This is a genomic window from Allolucifera butyrica (assembly GCF_900476375.1).
Lineage (GTDB): Bacteria > Bacillota > Negativicutes > Sporomusales > UPPP01 > Lucifera > Lucifera butyrica.
In genome coordinates, this window is the sequence record NZ_UPPP01000072.1 from 208955 (window position 1) to 234932 (window position 25978).

Annotated in this window: 26 protein-coding genes; 9 read left to right on the forward strand and 17 right to left on the reverse strand. The window is 44.4% G+C overall.

The features are described 5' to 3' along the window. Nucleotides 1-12: 12 nt before the first annotated feature. The 5 genes from LUCIF_RS12515 to LUCIF_RS12540 all read right to left on the reverse strand — a co-directional run bounded on the left by LUCIF_RS12515 (nucleotide 13) and on the right by LUCIF_RS12540 (nucleotide 4591). On the reverse strand, nucleotides 13-1320 hold the full coding sequence (locus LUCIF_RS12515) for an MFS transporter (protein WP_122628226.1): 1308 nt from the start codon (nucleotides 1318-1320) through the stop codon (nucleotides 13-15). Between the two features lie 40 nt (nucleotides 1321-1360). Next, a complete protein-coding gene (locus tag LUCIF_RS12520) occupies nucleotides 1361-2608 on the reverse strand; it encodes an enolase C-terminal domain-like protein (RefSeq protein ID WP_122628227.1) in 1248 nt (415 codons plus the stop codon). A gap of 73 nt (nucleotides 2609-2681) precedes the next feature. Next, nucleotides 2682-3359: a FadR/GntR family transcriptional regulator gene (locus LUCIF_RS12525; protein ID WP_122628228.1), complete on the reverse strand. Its 678-nt coding sequence runs from the start codon at nucleotides 3357-3359 to the stop codon at nucleotides 2682-2684. Between the two features lie 335 nt (nucleotides 3360-3694). Then, a complete protein-coding gene (locus LUCIF_RS12535) occupies nucleotides 3695-3985 on the reverse strand; it encodes a DUF1330 domain-containing protein (RefSeq protein WP_122628230.1) in 291 nt (96 codons plus the stop codon). Nucleotides 3986-4024: 39 nt separating this feature from the next. Beyond that, entirely contained in the window at nucleotides 4025-4591 is a 567-nt protein-coding gene (locus LUCIF_RS12540; protein ID WP_122628231.1) for a nitroreductase family protein, read from the reverse strand. 161 nt (nucleotides 4592-4752) lie between these two features. Here LUCIF_RS12540 and LUCIF_RS12545 point away from each other — a divergent pair, with 161 nt between their 5' ends. Continuing rightward, nucleotides 4753-5295, forward strand: coding sequence for a hypothetical protein (locus LUCIF_RS12545; protein WP_122628232.1), 543 nt, complete (start codon nucleotides 4753-4755; stop codon nucleotides 5293-5295). Nucleotides 5296-5318: 23 nt separating this feature from the next. On the opposite strand, the gene LUCIF_RS12550 is transcribed toward LUCIF_RS12545, so the two are convergent. Next, nucleotides 5319-5549 (reverse strand): hypothetical protein, encoded by a 231-nt coding sequence (locus LUCIF_RS12550; protein WP_122628233.1) that lies wholly within the window; start codon nucleotides 5547-5549, stop codon nucleotides 5319-5321. Between the two features lie 270 nt (nucleotides 5550-5819). Next, complete coding sequence (locus LUCIF_RS12555) at nucleotides 5820-6563, reverse strand: MIP/aquaporin family protein (RefSeq protein ID WP_122628234.1); 744 nt, start codon at nucleotides 6561-6563, stop codon at nucleotides 5820-5822. A 450-nt stretch (nucleotides 6564-7013) separates the two neighbouring features. On the opposite strand from LUCIF_RS12555, the gene LUCIF_RS12565 reads away from it, so the two are divergent. Continuing rightward, complete coding sequence (locus LUCIF_RS12565) at nucleotides 7014-7766, forward strand: sulfite exporter TauE/SafE family protein (protein WP_122628236.1); 753 nt, start codon at nucleotides 7014-7016, stop codon at nucleotides 7764-7766. A 51-nt stretch (nucleotides 7767-7817) separates the two neighbouring features. Here LUCIF_RS12565 and LUCIF_RS12570 read toward each other — a convergent pair whose 3' ends face one another. Next, nucleotides 7818-7985, reverse strand: a complete 168-nt coding sequence (locus LUCIF_RS12570) for an aspartyl-phosphate phosphatase Spo0E family protein (protein ID WP_122628237.1) — start codon at nucleotides 7983-7985, stop codon at nucleotides 7818-7820. A gap of 166 nt (nucleotides 7986-8151) precedes the next feature. Between LUCIF_RS12570 and LUCIF_RS12575 the strand changes: the two genes are divergently transcribed. Then, nucleotides 8152-8376: a CLC_0170 family protein gene (locus tag LUCIF_RS12575; RefSeq protein WP_165865987.1), complete on the forward strand. Its 225-nt coding sequence runs from the start codon at nucleotides 8152-8154 to the stop codon at nucleotides 8374-8376. Here LUCIF_RS12575 and LUCIF_RS12580 read toward each other — a convergent pair. The 3 genes from LUCIF_RS12580 to LUCIF_RS12590 are packed head-to-tail and all read right to left on the reverse strand — an operon-like array spanning nucleotide 8373 to nucleotide 12310. Next, nucleotides 8373-9560 (reverse strand): Ger(x)C family spore germination protein, encoded by a 1188-nt coding sequence (locus LUCIF_RS12580; protein WP_165865988.1) that lies wholly within the window; start codon nucleotides 9558-9560, stop codon nucleotides 8373-8375. The genes LUCIF_RS12575 and LUCIF_RS12580 overlap by 4 nt on opposite strands. Beyond that, nucleotides 9554-10648 (reverse strand): GerAB/ArcD/ProY family transporter, encoded by a 1095-nt coding sequence (locus LUCIF_RS12585; RefSeq protein WP_165865989.1) that lies wholly within the window; start codon nucleotides 10646-10648, stop codon nucleotides 9554-9556. Before LUCIF_RS12585 ends, LUCIF_RS12580 begins: the two co-directional genes overlap by 7 nt. Nucleotides 10649-10672: 24 nt before the next feature. Continuing rightward, the gene (locus LUCIF_RS12590; RefSeq protein WP_122628241.1) at nucleotides 10673-12310 is read right to left on the reverse strand and encodes a spore germination protein; all 1638 of its coding nucleotides are present in this window, start codon (nucleotides 12308-12310) and stop codon (nucleotides 10673-10675) included. 305 nt (nucleotides 12311-12615) lie between these two features. On the opposite strand from LUCIF_RS12590, the gene LUCIF_RS12595 reads away from it, so the two are divergent. Both LUCIF_RS12595 and LUCIF_RS12600 read left to right on the forward strand, forming a co-directional pair. Then, nucleotides 12616-13017: a hypothetical protein gene (locus tag LUCIF_RS12595; protein WP_122628242.1), complete on the forward strand. Its 402-nt coding sequence runs from the start codon at nucleotides 12616-12618 to the stop codon at nucleotides 13015-13017. Nucleotides 13018-13165: 148 nt separating this feature from the next. Continuing rightward, nucleotides 13166-13735, forward strand: coding sequence for an ATP-dependent Clp protease proteolytic subunit (locus LUCIF_RS12600; RefSeq protein WP_122628243.1), 570 nt, complete (start codon nucleotides 13166-13168; stop codon nucleotides 13733-13735). Between the two features lie 98 nt (nucleotides 13736-13833). On the opposite strand, the gene LUCIF_RS12605 is transcribed toward LUCIF_RS12600, so the two are convergent. The 4 genes from LUCIF_RS12605 to LUCIF_RS12615 all read right to left on the reverse strand — a co-directional run bounded on the left by LUCIF_RS12605 (nucleotide 13834) and on the right by LUCIF_RS12615 (nucleotide 18584). Next, nucleotides 13834-14349, reverse strand: a complete 516-nt coding sequence (locus LUCIF_RS12605; RefSeq protein ID WP_122628244.1) for a DUF2269 family protein — start codon at nucleotides 14347-14349, stop codon at nucleotides 13834-13836. A gap of 136 nt (nucleotides 14350-14485) precedes the next feature. Next, nucleotides 14486-14617: a hypothetical protein gene (locus LUCIF_RS27005; protein WP_279386958.1), complete on the reverse strand. Its 132-nt coding sequence runs from the start codon at nucleotides 14615-14617 to the stop codon at nucleotides 14486-14488. 75 nt (nucleotides 14618-14692) lie between these two features. Continuing rightward, on the reverse strand, nucleotides 14693-16534 hold the full coding sequence (locus LUCIF_RS12610; protein WP_122628245.1) for an APC family permease: 1842 nt from the start codon (nucleotides 16532-16534) through the stop codon (nucleotides 14693-14695). A 298-nt stretch (nucleotides 16535-16832) separates the two neighbouring features. Then, complete coding sequence (locus LUCIF_RS12615; protein WP_122628246.1) at nucleotides 16833-18584, reverse strand: ABC transporter ATP-binding protein; 1752 nt, start codon at nucleotides 18582-18584, stop codon at nucleotides 16833-16835. A 165-nt stretch (nucleotides 18585-18749) separates the two neighbouring features. Between LUCIF_RS12615 and LUCIF_RS12620 the strand changes: the two genes are divergently transcribed. The 3 genes from LUCIF_RS12620 to LUCIF_RS12630 all read left to right on the forward strand — a co-directional run bounded on the left by LUCIF_RS12620 (nucleotide 18750) and on the right by LUCIF_RS12630 (nucleotide 22069). Next, complete coding sequence (locus tag LUCIF_RS12620) at nucleotides 18750-19094, forward strand: hypothetical protein (protein WP_207857583.1); 345 nt, start codon at nucleotides 18750-18752, stop codon at nucleotides 19092-19094. 141 nt (nucleotides 19095-19235) lie between these two features. Further along, nucleotides 19236-20921 (forward strand): LytS/YhcK type 5TM receptor domain-containing protein, encoded by a 1686-nt coding sequence (locus LUCIF_RS12625; RefSeq protein ID WP_122628248.1) that lies wholly within the window; start codon nucleotides 19236-19238, stop codon nucleotides 20919-20921. A gap of 107 nt (nucleotides 20922-21028) precedes the next feature. Continuing rightward, nucleotides 21029-22069: a hypothetical protein gene (locus tag LUCIF_RS12630; RefSeq protein ID WP_122628249.1), complete on the forward strand. Its 1041-nt coding sequence runs from the start codon at nucleotides 21029-21031 to the stop codon at nucleotides 22067-22069. 100 nt (nucleotides 22070-22169) lie between these two features. On the opposite strand, the gene LUCIF_RS12635 is transcribed toward LUCIF_RS12630, so the two are convergent. Continuing rightward, on the reverse strand, nucleotides 22170-22550 hold the full coding sequence (locus tag LUCIF_RS12635) for a hypothetical protein (protein WP_122628250.1): 381 nt from the start codon (nucleotides 22548-22550) through the stop codon (nucleotides 22170-22172). Nucleotides 22551-22665: 115 nt separating this feature from the next. Between LUCIF_RS12635 and LUCIF_RS12640 the strand changes: the two genes are divergently transcribed. Next, nucleotides 22666-24009: a Na+/H+ antiporter NhaC family protein gene (locus LUCIF_RS12640; RefSeq protein WP_122628251.1), complete on the forward strand. Its 1344-nt coding sequence runs from the start codon at nucleotides 22666-22668 to the stop codon at nucleotides 24007-24009. Between the two features lie 582 nt (nucleotides 24010-24591). On the opposite strand, the gene LUCIF_RS12645 is transcribed toward LUCIF_RS12640, so the two are convergent. After that, complete coding sequence (locus LUCIF_RS12645; RefSeq protein WP_207857585.1) at nucleotides 24592-25926, reverse strand: FAD-binding oxidoreductase; 1335 nt, start codon at nucleotides 25924-25926, stop codon at nucleotides 24592-24594. Between the last annotated feature and the right edge of the window lie 52 nt (nucleotides 25927-25978).

Consider the following 25978-nt stretch of genomic DNA (forward strand, 5'->3'; position numbering starts at 1 on the left):
AACACCACCCTTTTATTTTTGTAATTGTATCTGGTCCGCTTTTTCAGGCACCACAATCCGTTTGACCTCGCCGACAATAAAAAGATAAGACAGGGCTCCGATCAGAGCCAATGCACTAATAAATACCAATGCCGGTTTAAAATTTCCGCCCTTTGCTAATATTCCGATTATTATCGGCACAGCAATAGCGGAAAGATTGCCCATAAAGTTAAACATCCCGCCCGTCAGGCCCAATAAATTAGAAGGCGCCAAAGCCGACACAAAAACCCAGGTAATGGACGCTAACCCGTTGCCGAAAAATGCCAAGGCCATAAACAGGATCACGGCAGTCTGGTCTTGCACATAGTTTGCGCCAACAATGGAAGTAGCCAGGGCCAGACCGGTCACAATCGGCACCTTCCGGGCAAAACCGGTGGAATGACCGCGTTTTATGAGGGTATCCGAAATAAATCCTGATAATAATATGCCGACATAGGCGGCTAAAAAAGGAAGAGAAGCCATAAATCCCATTTTAATAAACGCCATACCGCGATATTGAACAAGATACGTCGGAAACCACGTCAGAAAAAACCAAAGAATCGAAGAAAGACAAAACTGAGCGATAAATACGCCCCAAATATTGCGATTTTTTAAAACGTACTTTAACTGTAACCAGTCAGCCTTTTTGCCATTTTCTTTTTCATCTGCGTCTACCAGGCCGCCGCCCCGGCGAATATAATCCAGTTCCGCCTCATTGGCCTTACTGTCTTTAGGACTGCGGTAAAACAGATACCATACCAAACTAAATAGTACGCCGGTAACCCCTGTCAGGAAAAGCATTCCCCGCCAGCCAAGGGTGCTTTGGATATATACGAGAAGCGGCGTAAAAAAAGCAATGCCCACATACTGTCCCGAGGTGTAAAAAGCAGTGGATGTAGCCCGCTCCTGTTCCGGGAACCAGGTGGTAATAACCTTGTTATTTGTTGGATAGGAGGGAGCCTCGAAAGCGCCAAGCGCTACGCGCAAACCAAAAAGAGCAGAAAAGTTGTTCACCAAAGATTGTAAACAAGTGGCAACAGACCAGCCGCACAATAAAACCGCATACAGCAGACGCGGTTTAATGCGGTCGACGAGTAAGCCGCCCGGAATTTGCAAAATAGCATACGACCAGCCAAACGCCGAAAAAATGAAACCCATTTCCACTGAGTTGAGGTGTAAATCATGTCCCAATAGTGGCGCCGCCAAGGAAAGATTGCTGCGGTCCATATAGTTGATCACAACACCAAGGAAAAGAAGAAAACCAATGACAAAACGTTTTTTGGTAGCTTTTTCTGTTTGCATTACCTGAATGCCCCCTTAATTTATTTGCCGGGAATCTGGTTCACGGAGTATTCAACGTTCCGTCCCCCCTCCTTGTCTGAGTCCAGGTTGTCACCGTATTTTCACAGGGATATTTGGCAGCTTCCACTTCGTTAATATCAACCCCCAAACCCGGTTTATCATTGGCATATATATAGCCCTTCTTAAACTCCGGTAAGCCGGGAAATACATCCAGCAAAGCGTCTCGCGGCCCTTTTAATTCCTGTATAACAAAATTGGGCGGTTCGGTTCCCGACCATTCCTGCACCCCAAAATTCATCGCAGCCAAATCAATATGTATATTTGCCGCATGGCCCAATGGCGACATATCCCCCGGCCCGTGCCATGCCGTCCTTACCCCGAACTGCTCGGCAAAAATCTGCAATTTTCGAGCCGGAGTTATGCCGCCAATTTGACTAATGTGGACACGAATATAATCAATTAACCGTTCCGTAATCAGGAATTTCCATTCGCAGGGATTGTTAAACAGCTCACCCTGAGCCAGTGGAATGGAAGTCTTAGCACGAAGCTGCCGCATCCATTCACCCTCTTCCAGCGATATGGCGTCTTCCAGGAAAAATAGATCGTACGGTTCCAGTTCCTGCGCAAATTTCATCACTTCAACGGGTTTTAAGCGTTCATGCACATCATGACACAGAGCAACGTCAAAGCCGATTTTGCTACGAATTGCATCAAAAAGTTTTATTGTGTCGCGCATATATTTTTTGCTGTCAAGATAAACGCCATCCAACGCCCCCTGGGGAGAAGCAGCAGGAGCCTTCCCATACCTGCCGCCGCCATAGCCGTCAATTTGGCAGCGAATATGCGTTATCCCCTGCTCTTGATACTTCTGGATCTTTTCACATAGCTCGTTCGGATCTTTTCCATCAGCATGCCGGTAGATAGGAACCCCGGAGCGGCATTTGCCGCCAAATAATTGATACAAAGGCATCCCGGCCATTTTACCTTTGATATCCCATAACGCCATATCCACGCCGGAAATGGCATTATTCTCGACCGGACCGTTACGCCAGTAAGCATTTTGATGCATCAATTGCCACAATTCTTCAATGTTTTCGGCGCAGCGGCCAACAAGAAGCGGCTTCAGATATTCTTCAATCATACATTTCACCGCGATATGCCGGTAAGCAAAAGTTGCGCAGCCTAACCCATATAACCCATCCTGGCTGGTTTCCACTTTTACGGCTATAAGATTGATTCCCTCCGGCGCCGTAAGAATGACTCTGACATCTGTAATTTTAGTAGACATTTTTCCTTTCTCTCCTCTTTGGTTGTTAGTCGTAAGTCGTCTGACAAGTTTAATGAAAAATATAAGACAGTAATTACTCTGCTTCTAACCGTTCTATGGCTTGCTGCAAATGTTCCTTCATTAAATTTTTGGCTTTTTTAGCATCCTTATCTTTAATCGCCTTGATCATTAATGTATGATAATAGACTCCATCATTATAGCCAAATGCTTCATTCATTTGTTTATGGTTTTTTGCTTTCTGCTGGAAAACTTCTTTTAAAGACCTTTCTAATAAATGATTGCCCGTAGCATGACAAATCTCTTCATGAAATAACATATCCTGTTTTACAAATTCTTCAGACTGACCAATACTTTTTTTCATATTGCTTAGATATGTTTTCAGGTTATTAATGGTCTCACCGGTTGCCTTTTGAGCGGCAATATATGCGCATTCCGGTTCAATGATCCGGCGGAACTGCAAAACCTGAATTATATCGTCATAATCCGATTCATTAATTGCATTTACATTATTTCTAACGCCCATAATATTGTTTGTCTTTACAAACGTGCCTTTTCCCTGAATGCTCTGCAGTACATCCAGCGCAATAAACTGCTGAATAGCAACCCGTATACTGGCCCGGCTTACCCCCAAAATGTCTTTTAAATCATTTTCCGAGGGAATTTTTTCGCCCACCGCCCAAGTACCATTTTCAATATTCTTCTTTAGATATTCAATCACTTGTTGTGTGATATTCGCCTTTAGAATTTGCAAAAATAATACCCTCAATTCTGTTTTTACTTGTCAGTTGCCAATCGTCATACAAGTTTGATTTTATTATATACCAAAATGCTAAAAGGAATCAATAGAAAGATTTCATAGACTGTCTCAGTGGCCACTCCAGCAATATAATCATCTACGCCATTCTGCTGCTGTGATTCGCGAAAAAAATATGCCCTTGACGTCAAATCAAGGACATATTTGGAAGAAGTGGTCATTATGAGTTTGGGTGGGACTACCTTTAGGATACCGCAAAATTGTGACAAAAGTATAACAAAAGGGCTACTACCAAACAAAAACAAGCTGGTTCTCTTCGGCATCTTTTACTCCTAATTCTTCCCTTTTACCAATACTGTTTCGCACCTTGCGCCTCGCAGCCGGTGCCGCAAAATTTTCTGGTACTCCGCCGAATGATACCAGCGGAAAAATTCGGCTTCATCCGGAAAACGGATCAATACCGTCCTGCTGCCTGACCATTCTCCCTCCAATACCTTGGGACTTTCATCAACAGCAAGATATTCTCCCCGATAATGGGCAAAAATAGCATCGCACGCATCAAGATATTTTTGATATTCCACGGGATCTTCTACCTCAATTTTGGCAAGAAAGTATACACTCATCCGTTTTTTCCCTCTTTTTATCCGTCTATGTCTCTATAGCTACCTGATATAATTTATAACGTTGCGGTTTCTTGGCGGTGGTTCAATTGCTTCAGTATTCTTGTAACCTAAAGCAACCGAGGCATACGGTTTATAACCGTCCGGGATTCCTAAATTCTCCAGATACTCTTCCCCTTCCGAACCGGTAAAAGCAATAATCACGAAGTCAACCCAGCAGGAGCCAAGCCCGATGGATTCCGCGGCCAGTAACATGTTCTGCGTTGCAGCGGCGCAGTCCGATTCAATTACCACGGCATTTTCTTCTCCCGACACTAGGATCACAGTCGGTGCACCATAGAATATATTAAAGCTTTCATTACTGGCCATCGTTTGCAAATGTTCAATTTTTAATTGTTTGGCTTTTTTCTTTGCTTCCCGGTTCAGCCAGGTGAGCAGTTCCTTATTCTGTATTACCGTGAAATGCCAAGCCTGCTGATTTCCCGCGCTCGGAGCATAGATCCCCGCCTCCAAAACAGCCTGCAGTTCCTCCGCCTTAATTTGTTCCGACTTAAAATTACGGGTGCTTCTGCGGTTTTTGATACTGTTTAATGTTTCATTGACCGGCATGATGTCATGTCTTCCCCCCAACACCGATAAATTTAAGCTTACAGGTATTATATGCTGCGCAGAATCCCCTTTATCCTTATTCGTAGCCTAAACGGTATTATGTATTAATTATTTAGGCTAAATGAATACTAGTACTATCCGTTAATCAAGGAGGTTATTTCTTGAATAATCAGATAATACTTTGGGCTATGCTGGCTGGGCCGTTTTTGACTCTCTTTTTAATGAAGCAGGACGATATAAGACGCTATATGCCGGTAGGTTTATTTGCGGCGGTCGCGAGCGCAATCATCGGTGACGTAGGCATTACTCTGGGCTTCTGGGTTCATCGTGAAACAGCTTATCCGCTTCACAGTTTAATGCCTTTCGATATTGGTTTGAATACGGTAATAACCCTATGGATATTTAAATTTACCTATCAACGATTCTGGGTCTATCTGGTTACGAATGCAATCTTAGATTTGGGTTTTGCTTTCTTGCTTTTTCAATATTATTTTCCCAGCATCAACATGCTTAATTTAGTTGGCATTTCCCCCTTCCAAACATTTCTCATTGCCTTGATACTCGCCGTAGTATTATATGGATATCAAATGTGGCAAGAAAGAATTTTCCGGGAGTCTGAAAGGACAGCCTTTTCGCCGGGGCTGCAGCCGGCAGCGGCTAAGCCACTGTCAAAAAGACAAGAAAATAAGCCGGATGAAGAATAAATCACACGGAGTTTAATTCAATTTTAGTTTGCCGTGCCATATAAAAATAATAATCCACCCACTACCATCACCACATTGGCAATTCGGTCGTATTTAAAATAAAATAGAGGAAAACTGCCTAAAACAATCAGTTCCCCGAGCAGTCCCAAATTCCAGTTTCCTTTATAAATATCATAGGCAACCATAAATAAATAAGCGGTAATAACTAAAGCTGCTGCAACTTTAGCTTTTTTTGTTAAAAGCAGCGTAGACATGTCAACATCCTTTCTTAATCACCTTCAGAGGTTTGCCTACCTGAAAATCATTAGCAAACAGTACCGGAACCCTGCCAGATAGGTCTGAACGATTTCGGCTGAATAATTTGTCTTTTCTATATTTTATCATATTTGCTGATTTTATAATATACAAGCTTATAGGGAAACCGCTGCGCTTGCCTTTTAAAAATTTATAAATTCCATTAAGAAAGACCGCTCGACACGCTCGACACGGTCTTTCTTCTGCCCAGCTATATTATTGCTGCTAAACTAGATAAGGCCTGTTGCCTGGCAAATACCATAGGCAACAAAAGCGGCAACAGCGGGTCCAACGATGGGAACCCAGGCATAACCCCAGTCGGAGCTGCCTTTCCCGGGAATTGGCAGCACAGCATGAATAATGCGAGGGCCAAGGTCACGGGCAGGATTCAAAGCATATCCACTGGGCCCGCCCAAGCTTAGACCTAAAGCCCAGATAAGCATACCGGCCAGGTAGTTGCCAAAACCAGGCGACATGCCTGCCGTCCCGGTTACCAGTCTACTGCCGAAAGAGGCCAGGCAAATAAATAAAAGGGTCGTGGCAATTATTTCACAAAGACAGGCAGCCATATCATTTTTGATCATTGCTCCGGAGGTAAATGTCCCCAATATAGCTCCTGGATTTTCGGTAACTTCCCAGTGAGGTAAATAGGCCAGCCAAACCAGAAAGGCCCCGAGCATGGCCCCAAGTAATTCAGCGATCATTATCGGCAAAGCTACCGAAATCGTATAGACACCTGCCAGCACTTTAAATAGAACAAGAGCCGGATTCAATTCTCCCGCACCGCCAAGAGCATTACTCATAAAAGCGCCCAACATAACAGCGAAGGCCCATCCTGCGGTGATGGTAATCCAGCCGCCGCCCAATACGCTAACATTTGCTCTTGATTTATTTAAGTTAACGTTAGCACAGACACCACAACCAAATGAGGTAAGAACCGCCGTTCCGAGAAATTCCGCTACTACCATAGACATTTTTCTCATTCCTCCCTTAATTCATTAAATTAGGTGTTTCTCCATTTAATCCCACTTTTCGCATTCCCTTGTCATTCGAGGTTCTCACCAGCCTTTCTGATTCTGTTTTAGAAAAAAGAAGTCCATTTATGCCTAATATATCTTTGGATATAACTAGGGAATAAACGGACTTCTCTAATCTCTCGTCCAAGCTATTCATTTTATTTCACCTGTTCACCGGTTGTTTTGCCCTATAAAGAAGCAAGTTTCATGCCGGCCATGATAAAATCGTCCGGCTGCTATACCCCAGGTTTTTAGCGGCCTGTTAATATGCCAGCCGAGACTCAAAACAAAGTTGCGGGGAAAAATTCCCCAAAGGCTAGGAATTATTCCCCACATTTTTGTTCTCTATTTGCATCTTTGGCCATAAAAATAGCTTAAAGGCTATATATAATTAGGGAGGGTAAAAAGATGTCAAAACTATCTATCATAGCACTTATAGTAGCCGCTTTACTGTCGGGACTAATAAAAACCGGTTTTGGAATTGGCGCCGGCTTTTTTCTAACCCCTCTTCTTTCTAATTTTACAGGGGCCAAAGAGGCCCTAGGCATAATGACTCCCTTCATGCTTTTTACCGACTTTATAACAATATTTATCTTTTGGCGAAAATGGGATTGGCATACACTCTTGTTACTGGGCCCCGGCTGCTGTTTAGGAACGGTCGCCGGCGCTTATTTTATATCCTGGGCCTCACCATCCGCTACGGAAATAACTATTGGCACTACGGCAATTATCTTTTCTCTGGTGCAAATGTGTCAAGGAAGAATCCATACCTTCCAACTTTTTGAATTTAAAACATGGCATTTCATTTTGGCCAGTATATTTGCCGGCTTTGCGTCATCTATTGCTCATTCCGGCGGCATTATATTAACCATTTTTTTAATCACCTTGTGCTTTTCCAAGGAAAGGTTTGTATCCACGTTAGCCTGTATTCTTTTGTTTGCCGATATAACAAAATGCATTCTATTTAATAAACTTCAAATTTTAAAAGGTACCATGATGATACATGGTATATTCTTGTTACCGGCAATGCTCCTGGGCAGTTGGCTCGGTTACAAATTGACCAAAAAGTTAAATCAAAAACGCTATAATTTTTATATGAACCTTATCGTGCTGATAAGCGGCATCCTGTTACTGATTGAGCCAAAAGATTTTTTCCCTTAGTCCACATTAAAGTTACGGCAGCTATTTTTTATAAAAAATGTTTTATGAGCCTCACGGTTCATACTGATTTTTCGAATCATGATATTCTTTCATCTTGTTTCTAAACTCTTGGCTTACCCGAATCGCTTCCGGTGAATTAATCCCCTTTTTACTAACAATCTCGTGTAGTTTTTCTTGCAATTGTTCTATTTCTCGCCATAATTCTTTTTGATCGTGCATAAATTCCCTGCTTTCTTATGACCTTATATCCATTATATCAGAACAGCAGTTCGCATTAAAAGATAGTTAATTAATTTTTAACAAGAAAAACTTCGAGAGTACTGCTTGGCCGGAAATCCTAAGCGGGCATAAAATATTGACTGACAGCCATAATAATCCTGAAAATATGAAAGAAAGGGATCTAATGAAAACGAAATTCATTTCAATCCTTTTAGCGCCGTTGACACCGTCCTTTGCCGTACTGCTCCTACTGACGGGCCTGTATTCGCTAACCCTTAACGTCGCCAACGCCAGGCGTAAAAATCACCCCCGGGCCGAAACATTTGCCCGCATCAGCGGCTGGTTGTATATTCTGGGTGGAGTGGCCGTAATACTGCATGTTTTCTTTTAGCGCACCAGTCCCGGTCTTCTAATGGTAACTTTTATTTTGACATCAAGGGGAACCGTTGGGAATACTTCTTCATCCCAGCGGTCTTTTACGGTCTTCCAGTACTTGGGATGCTGACGGTGAACGAGGTCACCCAAGCTTACGGCATCGGCTTTCATCCCCTGCAGCCTGCTATACGCGGCACGGACCTGCCCGGTGAATTGCTCATCCAAGCCTTGTTCCACTGCCGCCAGGAATTGAGGCTTCAATACTTTCTGTCCCAATTCGGTATTTTCATCAAGGTCGCCGATAAAATTGGCCGTCACGGAAAACCAGAGCCTGCCATCCTGAACATGCGAGTCCACCTTGATATGTGATTCCACCAGTTCAAATACTGTTAATTTTTCCGGATTGACAGGATTGGGGATGGAAAAGACCCCTTGTTTCAGGAATTCCTTTAAAATCTTTGCTCCCACCGTTTCCCACTCGTCCAGCTCTCCCACCATTTTCTTGTCTCTATTGAAGATAGCTCCTTTCGTCAGTTTCACGTCACCATTTTCCATCACGATTTCCGCCAGGGCAAAGGAGTGCTTTTCCCGTATCGCCTCCAGGACATCCCCCAGATTGATTATGCCGGCAAAGCGCGGCGTCATATGAACATTCTGTACTGTTTTCGCAATGTAAATGCTGTTGACCTCATCGACCTGCAGCTTGCCTTTCAATATATTCTCGGCCCGGCCGGGAGTGACAAACATCTTCACTGTCCGCCGCATGCCGGGGTCGCGGGCAAAAAAATCCAATAAATCGCCAATTCCATCCCGGGCCACGGCCTCACTAAAAATGATTGCCTGTGTATCCTCAAAAAAAAGGGAAAAATAAACTTTGGCGTCAATGGCTCGGGTAATCGCCAACATCGATTCTCCCTCGCCGGCATACAGCAGGTGGTGTTCCGTGCCGCTTTTGCCTTCCGACTTTTTTTCGAACTTGGGCAGCTCAAAGGTAACCCGGTATTTTCGCTCACCTGCCTCCTGGGTAACATGGGGCAGGTCGTATTGCCCTTTGGGAACAGGTGTAGCATAGTCGATTCCTATCCCAAGAACAAAGCCCCGGTTTTCTATTTCTTTCCGGTCCCAGCATCCCGCTGTGAGGAGATTCAGGATCATCAGACCGCATACCCCGTAAAAACGCAGGCACCTATTATTTAGCACGTCTTCCTCCTCTGCCGCCACCAGGCAAGGCCGAGAAGAAAGGGGAGTACTCCCAATCCCCACACCAGCAAAGCCCGGTTGACCCATTCGGAAACCTTGGCAGCGGTTTGATAATTGGGAGGCAAATCAACAAAGTAGAGTAAAAGCGGCACCAACAATACCACAACCGGGCGGCTGTCTTCCAGATTCAGCATGCGCCGGATTCCAAAGGCCGTGAAGTAAACCCAATTTAGCATACAGGCGACAAACACCGGTATCCAAAATATAAGAAAATACCCGTCAATCCGTTCGATAAAAGTATCCGGTATTTCCACACTGCGATAGGCAATAATAGTCGGACTTAACATATAGGCGGTTTCCTTAACGCCCAGTATCCCCTGTACAATGACCGTAATCAGAGTATATACAAAAATCAGGGCGGCGACAGCTGCGGCGCTCCACTTAAAAACCTCTTTCTGTCTGGTTATAAAAGGGTATAACAGGCCGATCACAAACTCCGGCCCTGTATAGGCATACCAGCTCGGTATGGCGCCCTTAAAAACAGGGCCCAGTCCTTCCGCCAGGAAAGGCTGATAATGTCGGCTATGTACGGCCAGAAAGCCCAGTAAAATAATCAAAAAAAACACTATATGGGACGACACAAAAATCACCTGCTGCAGACGAATGACGGGAAACAGGCCGTATTGCGCCGCATACAGCAGCAGCAGCAATATCGAAAACGTAATAACCGGCGGCGGAGTTATATGAAACAGGTACATTTGAGCCGCCGAACCAAAAGTCCGTATTGATACGATAGGAATCATAGCCAGCAAGACAACTAATATCAGGTTAAAAAGTTGCCCCAGGAACGGGCCAAGCAGAATGCGATGATATTCAAAACAAGTAGCCTGCGGAAAATAGGCGGCTAATTTTGCTGCCGTCCATACGGTCAGCAAAAAAAGTACACCGCCGAGCATCACCGATAGCCACATGTCTTCTTGGGCAGCTTCCGCTACGGAACGAGGCAGCGTAGTCATAGAGACACCAAAAGCGGTAACAAAACAAATCACGAAGAGTTGGAGCGGCGAAATCCGTTGCCCTAAACTCAATTGTACCGGTCTCCTTTCCAACGGTTACTTTTGCTGCCGTTTATGATCTATCGGTTTCAAATAAGCGGGACGCTCGTCCATCCGGTCCGGCGGCGCCACCACCACTGTATCCTTAAAATCGCTAAAATGGCGGACGTTTTTCGGCACAACAGGCGCCAAATACGGCACACCAAAACTATCGATAATACTAAGATGAGCCATGAGGGCCAGCAGCCCGATCATTACGCCAAACATTCCCAATATCGTGCCGAGCAGCATCAGCGGCACCCGCAGCAGCCGCACAATTAAATTGAGCCGGTAATTGGCGATATTAAATGAAGCAATGGCGGTAAAAGCAATCACGATGACCATCGGGGAACTTACCAATCCGGCGCGGGCGGCCGCTTCGCCAATGACCAGGCCGCCTACGATGCTGACGGCGGGACCGATCGTTTTCGGCAGCCTGATGCCGGCCTCCTGCAAAACTTCCAGCAGGATTTCCATAACCAGCGCCTCCAGAAAAGCCGGAAACGGAATGCCCAGCCGGGCCGAGGCAATGGTAATTGCCAGCGGGGTAGGCAATAAGCCGGGGTGAAAGGTCGTCATGGCCACAAAGAAAGCCGGCGTCGCCATCGCAAACAAAGAAGAAAAATAGCGGGTAATCCTGATTAAGGAAGCAATTGCCCACTTTTCATTGTAATCGTCGCTGGTTTGAAAAAAATCAACCAGCGTGGCCGGCGCCAAGAGACTAAAAGGCGAACCGTCCATCAGGATCCCCACTTTTCCTTCTATCAGAGCGGCGGCAAACTTATCCGGACGTTCGGTAGGCAGCATAGTAGGAAATATTGAATACGGATGATCCTCTATTAACCCGGCTACTGAGCCAATACCGACCGGAACATCCAGCTTAATCTGTTTTAGACGTCGCTCCACCTCGCATACCAGGCGCAGATCCGCAATACCTCGAAAGTAGAGCAAAGCAAAATCGGTACTGCTTCTCACACCGGCGGTAATTTTTTTTACAATCAGGTTCGGATTTTTCAGCCGTCGCCGGATCAGGGTGAGATTAATCTCAAGATCTTCGACAAAACCGTCGCGGGCCGCATAAACGTTGGATTCCGCTTCCGGCTCGGAAATAGCGCGATGATGCATTTTTTTATTTTTCACCACAATGAAAGCCGGCATATCATCAATTAAGAGCAGTGCATCGCCCGTCAATAATTGCTGCACGGCCGGCTTCATTTCGTCAACCTCACTAAAAGAAGCAACCGTAAGCAGGGTGTTTTTCAGGTAGGCAAATTCGTCCTGCTGTGAAGAAAACACTAACCCTGCCACCGGCGGCAGCATCAGTTTGCCGATTACGTGAGTATCAATCACTTCTTCGTCAGTCATCCCGGCAAAAAAGGCAACCGCCGCTTTCCGTTTCGAAGCGGTAATGGAAAACTCCCGGATTTGAAAGTCAAAGCTGTCCGCCAGCATTTCCCGCAGATGTTGCAAATTGATATCAAGCCTCGCGTCAACCGGATAATTGGCTGGATCGGCATGCTGCTCCCCAAGAGTATTCACCAGCGCCTCCGTATCCGTTTCAATGTCTCGTGCATGGGTAATCAGCGACGTAAGCTTGCGGAGCTTACCGGCAATATTCTGTGTAGACTTGGAACCGGATGGATGATTTTTCTTCATGTTGGCCCCGTTCTGTTCCGGATATATTTTATAGCCTAAGTGCAGTCACGATAATTAAAGTCACTATTTATCTTATATTCTCCAGGATAGGGATTGAATTATTCCAACTTTCTTGGCGACAAAGCTGCGGAGTTAACCAACTTACTTCGTATTAGGTTAGCCTGAATTCATTTATTTCCAGCTCAGAAAGCTGCTAGATAAAGGCTGCCGAATTGCAACAAAAATAAATTGCGTATCCGTAAGACAAGCTGTAGTATTATAAGTAGGGTATCAAATGAATTCGAATTTTTAATATGAGGTGCAGTATGAAAAAAAGTTTATTGATAATGATTTCTTTATTGATTCTTTGTAATATTTCCTATGCCGCCCCCAAAAAGGCCGACTGGCACGATGTATTGACCAACAACAATATTGTATATAGTGTGGACATGAATACTATAGCTGTTAAGCCGGACGGCGTCATGTTTTGGAGCCTCATGGACAATCACAGCAATAATCAAGTGACTAATGTACGGATCGCTGTAAATACCAAAGAAAAAATCTGCCGCTTCGAAGAGGGAATTATTTATGACAAAAAAACAAACCGGCAAATACTAAAGCTTGACCGGCCCATGGAATGGAAAAAGTTAGTTCCCGGTTCCTCTATGGAACGCATGGTTAATTATGTTCTCTCCCATCACCGGGAAATAAAAAACGACCTGCTCTGACCAAATCATTATTTAACGCCCTTTATATCCCAATAATGTATTTATTTGGCAGGACTTTTATCTACTATAAGGAATTAAGATTAAACAGGTCCAGTGGAAACCGTGAACCGACCTTATTTTCTCAAGCATCGAAAGGAGAATAAGTTGAATGGAACAATGGGAAGAAAAATGTTACACAGGGAAGTTGCAGGAAAGGTTACTAAAAACCCGGTCTATTATTATATCCGGAGAAATTACCCAAGCATTGGCGGAAACAGTAATGGCCCAACTTTTAATTTTACAAGAGACTGGCAATGAACCGGTCAAATTGTTTATCAACAGTCAAGGCGGACATGTTGAAGCGGGCGATACGATTCATGATATGCTCCGGTTTATTAAACCCCGGGTCATTATGATTGGCACCGGCTGGGTCGCCAGCGCCGGGATTACAATTTTTCTTGCAGCAGAAAAGCAGGACCGCTATTCATTGCCAAATACACGCTTTATGATTCATCAACCTTTGGGAGGAGTCCATGGTACAGCCACCGATATCAAAATTGAAGCGGAAGAGATTGTCAGAATGCGCAGCCGAATAAACCGATTGATCAGCAACCGCACCGGTCAGCCTTTAGAAAAAGTGGAAAGGGATACGCAACGGAATTTCTGGCTTTCGGCGCAAGAAGCGAAAAACTACGGAATTGTACACCAGATTGTTTCCCAATTCACTGATATACCGTAACGGGGCCAATGCCCAGGGCTCTGGGCTCAGGCGAAAAAAAGCCGCCATTGTCCGGGACATAACCCGGCAAGGGCGGTTTTTAGTTTCTGTCCAGTGTCCTAAGACCCGTTTTTACCTCTTGGACCCCAGGGTTTAAAAACCGAAATAAACATCAAAAAGATCAGTACTCCTAATGATACACTCAAACCAATAACCAGCATCTCGCGATTATGGAGATATTGAGCATTTTGCAAGGTATTATTCCGATTCGCAAGGATAAGCGGGACTGTTTCATGAATCCAAAGTCGCATCTTGATCCCGCCAAAAAGAATTATGCCAATATTGGCCAATAATTTTACAATAATCCAGTAATATTTCGCCAGCCCCCAATTTGTCCGGGCAGCGAGCCAAATCCCCGTAAGAATTGTTCCCAGCCCTCCCGGAATAATCAAAAACCAATCAAAGTATTGAATATAGTAATGAGCCGCAAAAATTAACACAATGTGCCTGGTTTTGGTCGCCAAAACAGCCAGGAGGAGCGCCCCCAGCCCGCCGGCAAACCAGATACTGACAAAAAGAAGATGAAAGGTCTTCCACCAGTTTTTCTGCCTGTGGCTCATTGGTTTGTCAAACATATTATCTCTCCCAACTCTAACATCAGAAAACGTTCAATTTTTTCCGATACTGTTATTCCTTACCAAATATCAAAATTCCTCTATTTTTGTCTTATTATTTTAGAAATTGTAAAAAAGCAGCATTTGTTTATAATCATTAAGGCAGATCAATACCGGCCTTCTGCGCTTGAGACTGCTGAATTTTCCGCCGGATGGTATACAGTTTGCCGTTCTTTACAAAATGTGCTCCGTTCTGTTTGAAGTAAAAGGTAACCCTTTTTGCCGGCATTGCTTCCCCCCCAAAAAACAAACTCCTGCCAGCCAAGGCAGGAGTTTAATACTATTCTTTTAAACTGATGGTCAACTATTTTTTCAGGTGATACGGAATAGCGGTTACGATGACGTTTTCCCGAAAAATCAGCAGGGTGCGAAGAACCCAGCCGGTCTGGTTATGCAGCAGACGGTGCCACCATTTCTTGGTTTCAAACTCGGGAATAACGACAGTGATATAGTCGTAGTCATTTTTCTGGGTTGCGAGTTTGCTAACAAAATCAAGAATAGGCTGAATGACCAGCCGGTACGGCGAGTACACCGTCACCAGTTCAATCCCCGGATTCCAGCTCTTCCACTTGTCTTCCACTTTCTTGCCAGCGGCTTCGTCGGTAGCAATATGCAAGACAATAATGTCCTCACTGATCGAGCGGGCGTACCGCAGCGTTTCCGCTACCACCCGGGTAGGACTGGCGATAGGTACGACAACCAGGTTTTTGGCCTTGGTCTGGGTAAGACTTTGCGAAAAGATTGCTTCCGGCAAATGAAGCTGTTCGGCCATGTCGTTGTAATGCGCCCGGATAGCCCGGAAAATACAGATCATAATCGGGACAAAGACCAGCACGATCCAGGCGCCGTGACTAAATTTAGCAATGGAAACGATAATAACGACACTGCCGGTCAGACAGGCACCGATGGCATTGATCACCGCCCGCAAGACCCAGCGGGGTCCTTTTTCCCGCCGCCAGTGGACCACCATGCCCATTTGGGAAATAGTAAACGCGGTATATACACCCAGCGCATATAAGGAAAGCAGGTGCTCTACGTTACCGTGGAATATGAGAATCAAAATTCCGGCAATTATGCTAAGCAGGACAATGCCATTAGAAAAGCTGAGGCGTTCACCCCGCAGTCCAAGATAACGGGGAGCGTAACCATCCTTGGCCATAATGGATAAAAGTGGCGGCAGTCCATTATAGGAGGTATTCGCCGCTATGTATAACACCAGCATTGTGGAGATTTGAATAAAATAATAAAACCAGTTCCGCTTAAAGACAACAGCCGCCAGTTGTGACAACATAGTTTCCTTCTCCAGCGGGAGAAAATGATAGTGCATAATCAGGAAAGAAATACCGATAAGCATAATTCCCAGGATGATAGCCATATAATAAGTGGTCAGGGCGGCATTTTTTGCTTCCGGCTTTCTGAACGCAGGCACTCCGTTCGAAATGGCTTCTACCCCGGTAACCGAAGCGCAGCCTGAGGAAAAAGCCCGCAAAACCAGTAACAGCATAGTCCAGTCAAGGGGGTGCCTAGCAACAGACGCCGCAGGAATGAAGGGAGCCGTTTGAGTAAACACTTGATAGACGCCTACGGCAATAAGGGTAAATATCCCGAAGACGAAGGCGTAGGTTGGAAAAACGAAGACATTGGAGGATTCCCGTATACCCCGCAAATTCACGATCATCAATAAACCAAACAGCACCAGCAAATCAATGGTAATGGTATGGGGTATTAACACAGGAAAAGCGGACACCAGCGCATCGGTACCCGAGGAAACACTTACCGAAACTGTTAAAACATAGTCGGCAAACAGAGATGCGGCCGCAATAAGAGCCGGCGTAACCCCCAGGTTGCGCATAGCCACCGAGTAGGAACCGCCGCCACCGGGGTTCGCTTTGGCAACCTGGCCGTATGAGATGGAAATAATCGCAAGGATGGCAAGGATTGTGGCAAATATATAAGGATAATAACCATAGGCTAACAATCCCGACATCGTAAGAACAATAACAATTTGTTCCGGACCGTATCCTACCGAAGACAGCGGATCGGATGAAAAAATGGACAGGGCTTTCCACTTAGGAAGTTTTTCATGGATGATTTCCTGGTTATGCAGCGGCCGGCCGATTAACAATCGCCTAATATGTTGCATCATAACTTTAGTCTCCTTGTATAAATGTTCATTTAAAATTCTTCAATTATTTTTACATTACTATTCACCGATTCTCTTTAAGTATTGCCCCTTCCTTATTTATACTTCATTAAAATATTTAAATAAACTACATATAGAATAGCATACCATAAAAGATTGTCAATATTCCCAACAAACTGCAATCTCTAAAAATTCCGTATAAAATGTAAGGAATAGCTTGTTGGAAAATAGTACCAATTTCACTCTATTTAAAACACTTTATTAAGTTGATTAATAAAGTTACCTGCTTAGTGAACAGCCTTCATCCATCTGGCAGTTCATCCAGCCCCTCAAACTGCATATTATAATATTTGGCATATAGTCCGTTTTGCGATAACAACTGCGCATGATTCCCCCGCTCCTGAATGCCGTTGTGGTCAATAACGATAATTTCATCCGCGTTGCGGATCGTACTGAGCCGGTGGGCCACCACAATGGTGGTCCGGTTTTGGGAAAGACGCTCCAGAGAATCCTGGATATAACGTTCACTTTCGTTGTCGAGGGCAGAGGTAGCTTCATCTAAAATCAGGATTTTCGGATTCTTTAGAAATACGCGGGCGATAGCCAGCCGCTGTTTTTGCCCGCCCGAAAGGCGGGTACCCCGTTCTCCCACATACGTTTCGTATCCGTCATCCAGGCTCATGATAAAATCATGAATATTGGCGTTTTTCGCCGCCTCAATAATTTCCGCATCCGTGGCATCGGGCTTGCCGTAGGTGATATTCTCCCGTACCGTGCCGGCAAACATATACACGTCCTGCTGTACAATGCCGATAGCCCGGCGCAGGGACTTGAGAGTAACATCCCGCACATCTTTGCCGTCAATCCGAATCGCTCCTGCGTTTACGTCATAAAACCGGGGCAAAAGGGAACAAAGGGTTGTCTTGCCGCCGCCGGAAGGTCCCACCAGCGCCACGGTTTTTCCGGCGTCAATGGAGATATTCACCCCATCCAGCACGCCGGTACTTTGATCATACCGAAAGGAGACATCCTGATAGACAATATGGCCTTGGACATTGGTCAGCGCCACGGCGTCAGACCTTTCCAAAATTTCCGGCGTCGTATTGATAACTTCCTGAAAACGTTTAAAGCCGGAATACCCTTTCTGAAACTGCTCCGTAAAATTGATAAGCACATCAATGGGATTCATAAAAATTCCAATATACAGGGCATATACGGCAAGATCGCCAATCTCCAGACTACCGTTGGCGATAAAGAAACCGCCGCTGACCAGCACCGCCGTGTACAGCAAGCCCTGGAAAAGGCCGTTTCCTGCCTGAAAACTACCCATGATTTGATAACTGCTAACCTTCGAATCCAAAAACCGTAAATTGCTGTCGCAAAATTTTTCCCGTTCCAAATCCTCATTGGCAAATGATTTTACAACGCGAATACCGGAGAGGCTGTCCTGAACCCGGGAATTCACGCCGGCGATTTTTTTCCGGTTGTCCATAAAAACGGCTTTCATTTTCCTGTTTTTATAAATGCTGAAATAAATCATGACCAGGGTAATCAGAAAAAGAATGACCGTCATTTTCACATTGAGAAACAACAGCAGCGCAAAAGAACCGATAATTTTCAAGGTGCAGATAAAGAGGTTTTCCGGTCCGTGATGGGCCAGTTCCGAAATATCGAACAAATCGGATACCAGCTTCGACATCATTTCACCGGTATTATTACGGTCATAGTAAGAAAAGGAAAGGCGCTGATAGTGATCGAATAAATCCTGCCTCATATCACTCTCCATTCTCGCGCCCATAATATGTCCCCAGGTAGTTATATAATACTGGCAGGCATAGCGAATTCCGTACATAACGGTCATTCCGGCAGCGATAATCCCCAGGGTCTGCCCAATTTCCGCCGTGTCCCGGGTGAAGACAACATGCGTAAGAAAATAAAGGATTTGAGGAAATGTGATATCCACCAGAGAAACTATCGAAGCACAAACCAAGTCGGTAAAAAACAATCCCCGGTAGGGTTTATAATAATGAATAAATTTTGCCCAAATAGACATAACGACCTCCGTTTATAGAACCGCCATATTTTTCAATAGCCATATCTTACCACATCAAAGGCATTTCGCAAAGACCCTCGAAATATGGACGCCACAATACACAGACATAACTTGTTCTGCATATAATTGTAGCGATGCAAATTCTGTTTGGCGGGGTGGAGGGTCTTGGCAATATTTAAATTACTCCCGGATGAATCCGTACTTTTTTCCTTAACCCCTGACGAAGCCACTTTACTTTTCTATTTATTAGGAGTCGCCGCAGCCCAGCCATTAACCATTGATGAAATTAATGTTCTGGCAAACGGACTCTTTGAAATGTCACAAGTAATGTTTGTCGTTGCCGCTCAAAGAACTTTTATTAATGATGCCAGTGCAGCCCAGCAAAAACAGGAGGAAGCGGAAAAAGCGAAAGAAAAAGAAAAATCCCATGAAAAGCTGGAAGTGATGATAAAAGAATTGCAATTTCAAATGAAACAAATGCAAAAACAAATTGATGCATTAAAGAAGTAATTTTAGAAAAGTTTCATTTTATGACAAAACGCGGAAATAGCAGTGAACCTTAGAGGATTTTCTCGATAGATGTCTAATAATGGAATATTATAGATTTCATGGAACCAATTACATATTCTACAAAAGGAGAGTGCTTATTTTATGGACGATCCATTAATTAAGACAATAATATCTCCTATAAACAATGTATGTGTAATCATGGTGATGGCCTATTTAATGAGTCATTCGGCATACTATTGTGAAATTCTCGACGGAAAGCGTACTTATAAAAACCAAATGTTATTGCTGGTAACATTTGGTTTGTTTTCTCTCTATGCCGCTGCGGCAGGCGGTGTATCCAATGTCCGGGTTCTGGGACCGATGCTCGCCGGATTACTGGGGGGACCCGTAGCAGGAGTAGGAGCCGGTTTATTTGGCGGAATCTACCGTTTTTTTGATATAAGATACGCCGGAGCGGCAGAAATGGCTAATTCCGCTTTATTAGCAACCTTGCTCGCCGGACTGGCGGGAGGTCTGGTAAATCGGTGGAAAAAAGGGCAGTTGCTGGGCGTGTGGGGTACAGCAGGTTTTGCCGTTGCTTTTGAGGTGTTTCATATGGCGCTGACTGTGGCTATGGGCGAACAGAGTGAAATTGTGGTTGCAACTGTAAAAAGAGTGGGCATCCCAATGATTATCAGTCATGCCGCAGGTGGTGCCATCTTTGTATTTCTTACCCAAAATATCATTAATACTCGTAATATTCAGTCAGAATTACAAAAAAGCGAGGTACGCTTTGCAGTTGCTTTTAATCTAAATCCCAGTCCAATGATCATCAAAAGAGTCAAAGACAACCGATATGTCGCTGTAAATGACAGTTTTTTATTTACCTTTGAAAGTAAGCCGGAAGATATAATCGGCCGGAAAGCGGAAGATTTACCGTTTCAATTTGATAGGTATGATACATTTTTACGGTTGTTGCAGAAAAAAAAGTCAGTCCGGGAATTTGAAACCCATCTGCGGAGTAAGACAGGAAAAGTTTGGGTCTGTCTGTTATTTGCCGAGTTGGTCAATATCAGCGGCGAAATGCATGTGCTGAGTACTATCATTGACATTAGTGAGCGAAAAAGGCTGGAAGAAAAATTATTGCGGCTGGACCGGCTTAATATGGTAGGGCAAATGGCGGCCAGTGTTGCCCATGAAATACGTAATCCTCTTACCGCTGTAAGAGGTTACTTGCAAATGCTGAACATGAAAGAAGAACGTAGTGTCATTAAGGAACGCTATGATCTAATGATTAAAGAACTGGACAGAACAAACGTAATTATCAGTGAATATTTACTGCTGGCCAAAGATAAAGTACCTTGCCGGATAAACTGCTGTCTAAATACGATTGTCAGTGCATTACTTCCCTTGTTACAGGCCACTGCAGTCGCTTCCAACTGTTCTATCAAGCTTTCATTGAATGATATTCCGGATTTGTTTCTTGATGAAAAAGAAATTCGCCAGTTATTGCTTAACTTAGTCAGAAACGGCCTGGAAGCAATGCCGAAAGGCGGCGAACTTGCCATACGCACATTTTTTGATAAGAACCAGGCTGTCTTGGCTATAAGCGATCAAGGCCCCGGTGTTCCACCACAAATAATAGAAAAACTAGGTACGCCCTTTTTAACTACGAAATGCGCCGGCACAGGCCTGGGTCTACCGATATGCTACCGGATCGCCCTGAGGCATAATGCTTCTATTGCGATTGAAACCAGTCCTGAGGGTACCACCTTTGCGGTAAGGTTTAATGTTATCAAAAATGCCCAAAATGATCCCTATGATGCTCCCAACAGAAAAACGGGTTGAAAGTTTATTTTACTGTGATTATTTATGACATAATCTACTATAATACTACAAAATACTGCCAAAACATGATATTATTTATTTAAAAATTGTACGGGGAGAATTTGCCGATGCTAACTCCGTCAATGCCTGAGCCGTCTCGTCATAATATTACCTTTTCTCTTAGAGCTATGAGTAAAGCCGACGTGATGGATGTTGTTGGCCTAATCCGTGATTCTTACGGCGATTCCTATTTTTACAAACAATTTTATGATCCCCGGGAAATTATCCATGCCAACCAGTGCGGACGTTTAACCTCGGTAGTGGCCGTAACCGGTGACAATCAGCTCATTGGTCATATGGCTCTTTTACGGACAGAAGACGATCCGCAAATTGTTGAACCGGTTATGGCTGTGGTCAAGACGGGCTTTCGCAACGGGGGAGTGCTAACCGGATTAGCAGAATATTTATATATAAATAGAAATCCGGAACTGTTTGAAGAAGTAAAAGGAATATATATCCCGCCTGTTACCAAACATATATTTTCGCAAAGACAGGTATATAATCATGGCTTCAAAGATTGTGGCATTTGGTTGGGATATCTTCCGGACGCCCAGTTTAAGGAAATCAATGTCAGCCCTTTACAACGGCTGACATTGGTATTGACTTACATGTATTTAGAACAGCCCGGTTCTATAATCATCTACCCGCCGCCGCGGCACAAAGAAATGATTGCCAAGTTATTTAAAAATATCGGGGTTCCTTATGTCCAGTGCCGGCTGCTGCCAAAAGATTTACAGAACTATTTCCATACGGAATCCCTGTTAAAAGTGAAAGTTAGCAATGCATTAGGACAAGCAATCTTAAAAATAATACACTATGGACCTCATGTTATTTCCGAGATTCATACAAAAATAAATGAGCTTTCTCAACGTAATCTGTCCGTCATTCATTTATATTTAAGTCTTAATAACCCCTTGACCGGTTATTTGACGCCTGAATTCGAAAAGATGGGCTTCTTTTTCGCCGGAATCATGCCGGGAACCGCCTGTAACGATACGCTGATTTTACAGTACTTAAATAATACGGCAGTTAATTATGACAAAATTTTATTATTTTCTGCTATGGCGCAGGAAATATTGGGTTATATAATTGCTAAGCGGAATTTGTAATTACCCTGTTTCAGAAAATAAAAAAATCCGGCTATTACGCCGGATTTTTTGCAGACTCAGAAGTCAAACTTCCGCGGATTCTGCAGAACCATTCGCCTTTTTATTTATTTGCCGAACCAATTGCAATACCAATCAGAAGAGCAGCAATTTCGTGCAACGTTTCGTCGTGACGTTGTCTTTCCCGTTCCTGACGCTCATGCCATTCCCGTTCACTTTCGTGCCTGCGACGCTGCATTTCCCTTTCGTGCCGCTCATTTTCCCGGCGCAGTCTCTCATCATGTTCCCGGCGCCGTTCTTCTTCATGCCGCCGTTGTTCCCGCCACCGGTCATTATCACGGTCATGCCGGTCATCCAACTGGACGATTTGCTGCGGCCCATTATAACTATATACGGGAGAAGCAAATACTGCCGATGCGCCAAACCCCATTTCTATCATGCCGATCATCGAATAGATGATTGTTTTTTTCACAATACTTTTCAAGAATATCCCCTCCTCATATCGTGTTTTTAGTATAATGGGAAAGTATGACAAAACCGTGACAGGTGGTTAAGAAAAACCGCTGACATGGCTTTCAGCTATAAATTCGAAATGCGAAATGTGGATTAAACCTTTAGAAACAGGTGATATGTTGGATACCGTATTCGTTTTCATCCTTTTCTTTATCGCCCTGCTTTTCAGTATTTATTCAAAAATATCTATCCTTTATCCGCTTCTTTTGGGCCTGATTTGCTTTACATTACTCTCCCTGCTCCGTGGCTACTCCCTGCCGGCCTTAGGCCGAATGATGCTTGCCGGCGCAGGAAAATCATTCATTGTCCTAAAGATTTTTATACTCATCGGGGCCATTACCGCCGTCTGGCGGGCTTGTGGAACCGTTTCTTTCATCGTCTATTATGGAATGATGTTTTTAAACGCCCACTATTTTATCTTATCGGCCTTCCTGCTTTCCTGTATTGTGTCGTTTCTTCTGGGAACTTCCTTTGGTACGGTCGGAACCATTGGCGTGGTTTTGATTATTCTGGCCAAAAGCGGCAATGTAGCCGTCAATGCGGCCGCAGGCGCAATCATTGCCGGCGCTTATTTCGGCGACCGCTGCTCGCCCATGTCTTCAAGCGCCAATTTGGTAGCCTCTTTAACCAATACCATGCTTTATAGCAATATTAAAAACATGGTTAAAACCTCCACAATTCCTTTTATCCTTTCTGTTATTGGCTATCTGCTTTTATCCTACTGGAACCCGCTGCAGTTTCATGACAGTCAAATTGCCGGTGAAATAGCAAGTTCGTTTGACATCAGCAGAATTACCCTGCTGCCTGCCGTTATTATCCTTCTGGCCGCCGTTTTTAAATTGGATGTCAAACACTCAATGGGGATCAGCATCCTGGCAGGTATATTCATCGGCATCTTTGTTCAACACCAAACATGGGGAGAAATGCTCCGCTACATCCTGACAGGCTACACTACGAACCGGACAGGTCCCTTTGCTGAAATCATCCAGGGCGGCGGGCTTTCTTCCATGTTTAATGTAGCCCTAATCGTTTTACTGTCCTCGGCCTATTCGGGCATTTTTGCAGCAACGGGACTGCTGCGGAATATTGAATGTTTCATTGAAAAACTAAGCCAAAAAGCCGGCGTTTACCCGGTGACAATTTTGACCAGTATCGCCACCGCCGCCTTCAGTTGCAACCAGACCCTTGCCGTTATGCTAAGTCATCAATTTGAAAATACGATTTATGAGAAACATGGGCTTAGCAACTATCAGTTGGCCGTTGATCTGGAAAATACCGTAATCGTGATTTCTGCCCTTATTCCCTGGAATATTGCCGGAGCTGTTCCGGCCAGCGCTTTATCCGCCGATGCGGGCTTTATCCCTTACGCATTTTACCTTTTCCTCATACCGTTAGTTAATCTGTTTATTAAAAATATAAAAATTTCTTAACTGCTGTTCCATAAATATACGCCCGTTGAGGGCTATTTTTTTATGAAAAAACAGTCCTCACGAAAATGAGGACTGTAAATAAAATGGAAGAGATTGCTTCTTTATTATAGCGGCAAATTATGAAAAAAATATGACAAGCCCTGTGCTTTTCCCTATCCCGGCGACCAGGGAACGCAAACTAGCTGCTTAAAAAGATGCAGATACTAGGCGCGGCGAGCATTCGAACGAGGCGTACTCAGACGTACGTTGAGTGAGAACGCGCAGCCGCAACAATGTTAGGTCCCACATTTCGCAATCATTGTCGAGTGTTAGTGAACTGCGAAAGTGGGATTGATGCGCTTTTTAAGCAGGATCATCTCATGAAAAAAGAGCCTTGCGGCTCTCTAGTCATTGCTTTCCTTATGACTACAATTAGTACACTCCCATTTTCCAGGAACTAATTCCACCATCATACCCCCACATTGGGGGCATTTTTTAATGTCATCCATTTTATTACCTCCTGCTATTAAATAGCACTTCGACAAAAGGAATTTTTTTCCTCCTATGTCAAAAGAAACCTATTCAGTACAAAAGGAATCTTCATCAAAAGCGAGGCTTTATGCTTTGCGGAAAACTGAATATATTATGAGGGTCATACTCTTTCTTGATCCGACGCAGTCTTCGCAAATGCTCCCCGTAATAAGCCCGCTCATAATCCGGCGTTTGGCTATAGGGAAAATTTATATAGGATCCCCGGGTGATCGTATATATATACTTAAAGCCCGCATTCACCCATTTTCTGTGTTGCGGCGCTTCCGCTTTGCTTTCCCAGGAAGATGTAATCGCCATTATATAGCCGGCATTTCGGTAGGCAAAGCTTGTCGCGTCTGTTTTTATATCCCTGACGGCTCCACCCAGCGAATAGACTCGAATGGATGAATCTCTGTCAGAAGGCGCTCGATCCATTATTGAGATCAGTTTCTCCAATTCATCCAGCGAAAATTGTCTTTGTACAAATCTTCCCGCCGTCTGAAAAGCTTCCCTTTCAGGGTACATCGCTGCTATTGTTTTTACGGCGTCAATAAATGGGACATAATCAATATTCTCAAGAGTTAAGCCCGGAATAGCAAGCAATGGCGCTAAAATCCGTCTAGCCTCTTCCGGCTTCCCATAAAAGAAAGCATTTACCCAGGCTCCCCGCTTATATATCCCGCTAAAGGAACTCAGCCGCCGGTCCAAATGAGGCAGCCACTTTTGCCATACCTGCAAAAATTGGAGTCGGGCCGCCACATTATTATCCCATCGCAATTGAATCAAGGTTACTTTATTTACTTTTTGCAAGCCAAATTTATAACTGGTTACAACGCCGAAATTCCCGCCGCCGGCTCCCCTTAGCGCCCAAAACAGCTCAGAATTGCATTCACAATTGGCCGTTAACAGATTCCCCCCTGCACCTACCATTTCCGCTTCCAACAGGTTATCCGTTGTCAGGCCCAAATAACGGGTGGATAAGCCGATGCCACCTCCCAAGACCAGCCCGGATATAGCTACCCTTGGACAGGTCCCCCCGGGGAAAGTATATCCATACTTATAAAGATACTCGTATAGAGGCAATAATCTCGTTCCTGCCTCGATTCTGACAGTATCGTCGGCGATATTCAGCTTTATGTCTTTCATAAAGGTAGTGTCGATGACTAATTTATGCGTACCGGTGGAATATCCCTCGTAATTATGCCCCCCGGACCGGACCCGCAGTCTGATTGCGTTTTCTCGGGACCAACGTATCGCGTTGGCTACATCTTCCGGATTAAAGCAATATACGATGACGGCAGGATATTTATCAATCGCCTTATTATATTCTTGTCTGGCCCGCTCATATTCGGGATCCCCCGGTACCACGACTTTCCCGGTCAATCCTTTGTATTTCAATTTATTCACCTGCCAAATTAATCTCTTACTTTATATTTATGTTAATAAAATGCCGATTGCT

Excerpts from the sequence above, each read along its gene's own strand:
- LUCIF_RS12515 (WP_122628226.1), bottom strand. The coding sequence starts at position 1,320 with ATGCAAACAGAAAAAGCTACCAAAAAACGTTTTGTCATTGGTTTTCTT.
- LUCIF_RS12520 (WP_122628227.1), bottom strand. The coding sequence starts at position 2,608 with ATGTCTACTAAAATTACAGATGTCAGAGTCATTCTTACGGCGCCGGAG.
- LUCIF_RS12535 (WP_122628230.1), bottom strand. The coding sequence starts at position 3,985 with ATGAGTGTATACTTTCTTGCCAAAATTGAGGTAGAAGATCCCGTGGAA.
- LUCIF_RS12540 (WP_122628231.1), bottom strand. The coding sequence starts at position 4,591 with ATGCCGGTCAATGAAACATTAAACAGTATCAAAAACCGCAGAAGCACC.
- LUCIF_RS12550 (WP_122628233.1), bottom strand. The coding sequence starts at position 5,549 with ATGTCTACGCTGCTTTTAACAAAAAAAGCTAAAGTTGCAGCAGCTTTA.
- LUCIF_RS12555 (WP_122628234.1), bottom strand. The coding sequence starts at position 6,563 with ATGTCTATGGTAGTAGCGGAATTTCTCGGAACGGCGGTTCTTACCTCA.
- LUCIF_RS12565 (WP_122628236.1), top strand. The coding sequence starts at position 7,014 with ATGTCAAAACTATCTATCATAGCACTTATAGTAGCCGCTTTACTGTCG.
- LUCIF_RS12570 (WP_122628237.1), bottom strand. The coding sequence starts at position 7,985 with ATGCACGATCAAAAAGAATTATGGCGAGAAATAGAACAATTGCAAGAA.
- LUCIF_RS12575 (WP_165865987.1), top strand. The coding sequence starts at position 8,152 with ATGAAAGAAAGGGATCTAATGAAAACGAAATTCATTTCAATCCTTTTA.
- LUCIF_RS12590 (WP_122628241.1), bottom strand. The coding sequence starts at position 12,310 with ATGAAGAAAAATCATCCATCCGGTTCCAAGTCTACACAGAATATTGCC.
- LUCIF_RS12595 (WP_122628242.1), top strand. The coding sequence starts at position 12,616 with ATGAAAAAAAGTTTATTGATAATGATTTCTTTATTGATTCTTTGTAAT.
- LUCIF_RS12600 (WP_122628243.1), top strand. The coding sequence starts at position 13,166 with ATGGAACAATGGGAAGAAAAATGTTACACAGGGAAGTTGCAGGAAAGG.
- LUCIF_RS12605 (WP_122628244.1), bottom strand. The coding sequence starts at position 14,349 with ATGTTTGACAAACCAATGAGCCACAGGCAGAAAAACTGGTGGAAGACC.
- LUCIF_RS27005 (WP_279386958.1), bottom strand. The coding sequence starts at position 14,617 with ATGCCGGCAAAAAGGGTTACCTTTTACTTCAAACAGAACGGAGCACAT.
- LUCIF_RS12610 (WP_122628245.1), bottom strand. The coding sequence starts at position 16,534 with ATGATGCAACATATTAGGCGATTGTTAATCGGCCGGCCGCTGCATAAC.
- LUCIF_RS12615 (WP_122628246.1), bottom strand. The coding sequence starts at position 18,584 with ATGTCTATTTGGGCAAAATTTATTCATTATTATAAACCCTACCGGGGA.
- LUCIF_RS12625 (WP_122628248.1), top strand. The coding sequence starts at position 19,236 with ATGGACGATCCATTAATTAAGACAATAATATCTCCTATAAACAATGTA.
- LUCIF_RS12630 (WP_122628249.1), top strand. The coding sequence starts at position 21,029 with ATGCTAACTCCGTCAATGCCTGAGCCGTCTCGTCATAATATTACCTTT.
- LUCIF_RS12640 (WP_122628251.1), top strand. The coding sequence starts at position 22,666 with ATGTGGATTAAACCTTTAGAAACAGGTGATATGTTGGATACCGTATTC.